Raw genomic sequence first — 4,861 nt, 5'->3', positions numbered from 1 at the left:
TGGGTCGGCGACGATCGAATGCAGGTCCCAGCCAAATTGAACGAACTTGTCTTTCATTTTAGGGTCGGCTGAGAAGAACAGATTGCTGTCGATTCGTTTTCCTTTGGCCTTCTGGCTGGGCATTCTCGCGCCGAGATGGGCGGCCATGAAAATGTTCGAAAACACTTCGTCTTGGCTATTGTTGAACCAGACGTGCGGATGGAAGCCGTTATTGATGGTGATGTTGTTCCAAGCACGACGGCGAAATCCTTCGCGCAGCTTCAAACCGCCTTGCAGCATCAAGTTGTTGTAGATGTCGTAATTGCTTGAACCGTCGTCCAAATCGATATCCCATCCGTGGTCGCACCGCCATCGGCTGTTGCGGATCACCGTCGTGTTGAACGCATCGAGAAACGGTAATTTGGGATCCGCATCAATTGCTTTCTGAGACACATCCAAGTAGTCACGCCGCCAATAGCGATCACGGCCCCACGAGTTGAATGAACCGTGATCGTGGGTCTCTAGCACGGTGTCGAAAACGTCGCAGCGTTCGATCAAATGGCCTCCCCAGGCACCGTCACCCACGTTGATTCCGGCGCGGGCGCAGTCGTAAATCGAACAGTCGCGAACGGTGATCGCCATGGCCATCTCGATCTGGACTCCCGCGGGTTGACGTTCGACTCGGCCAATTCCGTGAATCAAACAGTCCTCGACCGTGCCATTGGCGGGATAGTTTTCCGTCTTGGGGCCCGGTGTACGGTCGATCTTGGCGAGATCATTTTTCTGACCATATTCAAACAGCGGATCTCGGACTGCCGCGGGATCGCCAACGAAACAAACGCCGCTGGCCCCACAGTCATGAATGTGGCATCCCTTCACCAGCGTGCCGCGATTGTATTGGTTGACGAAAATCGCGTTGCCGCCGACCTGGTCAAACTCGCTGTCCAGGATGTGGATGTCCTCGCTGCCCGTGATCATCACGGCGCCGCCACGATAAATCGTCCAGTCACTTCGCAGCATCGGTTCTTTGGTGTCCATGAACGTACGCGCTGCGTGACGGAACACAAATCCTTGAAAAGTGATCGATTTTACTGGCGCATCGAGGGTGCCTTGGAATTCAACTAAGTGTCGAAGTCGAACCACCTCGACGGTTGCCGTGTTTAGATCGGTGTCCGCATCGGGTTTGTAGTAGAGCGTGTTCGCTTCGGCGTCGTGAAACCATTCGCCTGCGGCATCAAGTTCTTCGAAGATGTTTTCCACCATGCGGAAATCTTTGTGCATTCCCATTTGGCGGTTGTTTTGCCAACCGCCTTCGTAGGTGACTTCTCCGTCCGCATCTTTGCCGGTAATGCGATAGTGGTAGCCTCCCCATCGGCTGCGGTGCATCGCGTGGATGAATCCACCTTCGGGATTCTTCCATCGTGCCGCTCGCTCTTTCGAAAACGCGTCCGCTGCGAAGCCCTGGTAGGCATCGGTCGGCTTGTTGGCGTCATAGTTTGGATAACGAGCCATCCGCTGGCTCGAACCGTTGATAAACAGTTGGTCAATCGCTAGATCCGCAGGCGTCACCGCCTGGAAAATACCGTCACGATACGGCTGCCACTGCAACGCGAGCTTCGTTCCGCCGCTCAGCACTGCACCGCCTTCGTGTTCGGATCGATAGACAACGCGTTTGTCCTTCGTCCCGGAGTCTTCGGGGGTGAAAACAAGCGGTTCGGGCAAATAGTAAATGCCATCGGACACATGTACGGTGACCGCTTCGTTGCCAGCATACGAAGCGGCGAGCGTCTTTGCCTTCTGCAACGTCGCTACGGGTAACTCCTTGGTGCCTGGTTGGGTATCGTTGCCAGACATACTGACAAAAAGATCAGCGGCGAGGGTCGTTTGCGCGGTCGCGAGAATAATCAGCAGGGTGGTGGTGGCAAGCTTCATCACATTTAGTTTCTTTTGCAGGTTCATGTCGGGTTGGCGAAATGAACGAAATCGAACATTACAGCCGCTATGTAAAAGCGTTCCGCGTTGCCGAGTCTTCCTCGGCAACGCGAATCAAAAATTGATGGAAGGATCCATCCGCGTCAGAGGACTCACTTGTTGCCCCCGCTATCCTTGACGCCCATGTCGGAGTCGGTATCTTGCTTCGTCACCTTGGCAAGTTCCGCTTCATAGTCACGGATCGCTTGCGAATCAACGCCGGCGGTCACGGTTCGAGGCCCTTGTTCGCTGCAACCCGCAGCGAAAGTCATCAACAGAACAAGTATCAACCACGAAAAGTGTTTCATCGGAATGTTTAGCCTAGTTAGGAAGGGATCAAACGGCGAATGGTGAAATGCCACCGCTTAAAACTCGGCGGTGATGACTTCGCGGTTGGCACGTGTTCCCAGTGCCCCCCACAAACCATAAGGGCTTGCCGAACCAGGCGCTTGAGCTCCCGTGCCTCCTAACCAAACATTTCCGGCTCTGGGATCGCCGGCTTCGATCGAATCGGTGACGAATTTCACCGCCCCGTCCCCCATCAAAACGTGGCAACCACCTTGATGTCGACTGGACATCGTGGCAACAAGCGTGGTTCCAAGTGTGTTGAAGGGACCACAGATCTCGCGATTGGGAGACAAAATTGTCATGCAGCCGGAAAACAGCGGCCCTTGGTCTGCCCATCGATAACCGCGGGCAAATAGAGCACGCGAGATCATGAAGTACTGCGGATCCCAAAAACGAGGCCGAGTGGCATCGACCAAGGGCTCGCATCGTGATGGATTGTTGCGAATATTCGCCAGCGAAATGCCCGGAGCACTGCTGTTGGCGCCCGATTCGGTCACTTGGCCTCGAGTGTCATTGTCCCCGAGATCCGTGATGATTTCCCCCATGGCAATTGTGTTGGATAAACCATCCAAACAGTCACCGAATCGTGTCATGTCAATCGGTTTGAAAAAACCGCGGTGCGCAGCCCGCGCGTCTTCGGAGTTGTTCTTTACCGTTCGCATGTTGTTCCAAGGACCAAAATAGATCTCCCAGGATGAGTCGCCGACGCAGGCGGCATAGTTCGTCCGCCCCAACGCAGGCAGCCCAAACCCCGGATCGCTGGGACAACGGTAGCCAGGGATCTCGGTTGTCCAGGGAATGTACTGAATGTCATCCGGGGTAGGTCCCATCGCTGGCCAAACAGGCGATTGGACCGCGCCGTCGGTTCGTTCAGTACTGGGGTTGGAAATCTGTTCCCACAGCGCTTGCTGCTCGAGAAACGGCAGCGACGGCACCAGCATGCTCAAGCGAATTCGGTTACCAAGCGTTGACGGGCTGAAATAGTTCGATGCGGTTCCCGGCTGCGTACCGGTACCGTGGGTTGGCACTTGGTTGTACGCCGCATGATAATTATGGATCGCAAGCCCGATCTGCTTGAAATTGTTGCTGCAGCTCATCCGCCGTGCTGCTTCGCGTGCCGCCTGGACCGCCGGCAAGAGCAGTCCAACTAAGACACCAATGATTGCGATGACCACCAGTAATTCAACGAGTGTGAACCCGGATTGCTTTCGTGTGAAAGACATTGTGCTACCCCAAAGAAAAGTTATGAAAATCAATAACAATTGGGCGCTTTGCTTGACGCTAAATCGGCGTCAACGAGGCATGAAATTCCCCAAGACGGGATTATCATAGAGTCCATCCCTTTGGGGGTAGTAAGATTTTGCGACGCGGTAATAACGTTTTGCGACACGTCGAGGTGCTGGAGCGGCGTTGTGAAGACTGCAGGAGATGACCGGATCTCAAAAGGGGAAATCCGAAATTCGGAGAAGGGAACACGGCCGCAAAACCACGGGACGTCCATAGGGGACGATCCCTGACCTCAGACTGGCCAACATCGCCATTAGGATTGCGTCGAATTGGGCCTTGTCTTGTTGGGGCTGAATCGCATCGCGGTTCGGCAACGAGTGACTTGCTATTGGTGAATCGGAGTGAACGTGATTGACTTCAAGCTTCCGGTTTTCACGTTGCCGTCCAGACACGATGCCGAGACGGTGTAGCGGCCAGCCTTCGGAAAGTTTAGCCAACCGATCGGGAAACTTTGGTAGATGTGCGATGCATTTTGCTGGTTCTGGATCGACTGGCCACCTTCGACTGTAACGCCCCAAACCAATCGTCCTTCGCCGGCATAGCTCAGTGCGACTTGATAGTCCCCTGGGACGACCACATCGATTTCCCAGCTTGCTTTGCCTGTGGTTTCCTCGTCGCCGGTTGGCCAATCGGTGACCTCGATCACATGTTTCCACTCGCCGAATTTTTCCATCCAGCGTTTGTAGTTCTGGGTGGCGCCGGATACCGAGGCGAACTCGGCGAGGATCTCCGTTGCGACTTCGGGATCGAGACCCCATGTCGGATCGGCCTCAGGGGCGTCCGCCAAATCGACTTCGATCACCGAGACGAGGTCGTCCGGAGCACATTGGGGAAGCGAAAAGCGAGTCCAGGTGCCGACCGATTCGAATTCAACCGGATTCGCGTTATCGCCATCGAGCAATTTGGCCGAGCGGATTTCGGTTTGTAGCCCTGGCAAATACAACTTGCCACTTGCGGGCCATTTGAACACCGACAAAAACATTCGGTTGCCCTTCACAGTGACGTCGCCCCACGGCAGCGCATGTTGCCATGGTGAGGCTTCGGTCGCGTACACCACCTGAGGATGACGCTTGATCCAATCGCCGGAACTTCGCAGCGAGGCCGCCGCACGCTCGGGGACCGAGCCGTCGCCGCGTGGGCCGATGTTCAGCATGTAAGTTCCACCGCGAGCCACACATGCGATCAGCCGATGCAGGATTTCTTCGGGCGTTTTCCAGTTCTCGTCGTACCAAGCATAGCCCCACGAATCATTGGTCGTGTCGACGGCTTCCCAAAG

At 55.2% G+C, this 4,861-nt stretch carries 4 protein-coding genes; all 4 read right to left on the bottom strand.

Annotation, left to right across the window (positions count from 1 at the left end; all coding sequences use genetic code 11):
* A partial coding sequence (locus ABX962_RS30300) for a right-handed parallel beta-helix repeat-containing protein (protein WP_372725149.1) occupies positions 1–1,938 on the bottom strand: 1,938 nt, incomplete at its 3' end.
* Between the two features lie 125 nt (positions 1,939–2,063).
* Positions 2,064–2,258: a hypothetical protein gene (locus ABX962_RS30295; RefSeq protein WP_372725148.1), complete on the bottom strand. Its 195-nt coding sequence runs from the start codon at positions 2,256–2,258 to the stop codon at positions 2,064–2,066.
* Between the two features lie 57 nt (positions 2,259–2,315).
* Positions 2,316–3,521: a DUF1559 domain-containing protein gene (locus tag ABX962_RS30290; RefSeq protein WP_372725146.1), complete on the bottom strand. Its 1,206-nt coding sequence runs from the start codon at positions 3,519–3,521 to the stop codon at positions 2,316–2,318.
* A gap of 389 nt (positions 3,522–3,910) precedes the next feature.
* Positions 3,911–4,861, bottom strand: a 951-nt coding sequence (locus ABX962_RS30285; protein WP_372725144.1) for an alpha-L-fucosidase, incomplete at its 5' end; no start/stop codon positions are given.

The sequence above is a fragment of the Novipirellula sp. genome (assembly GCF_041583735.1).
Classification (GTDB): domain Bacteria; phylum Planctomycetota; class Planctomycetia; order Pirellulales; family Pirellulaceae; genus Novipirellula.
This window is presented reverse-complemented; position numbering and strand designations above follow the sequence as displayed.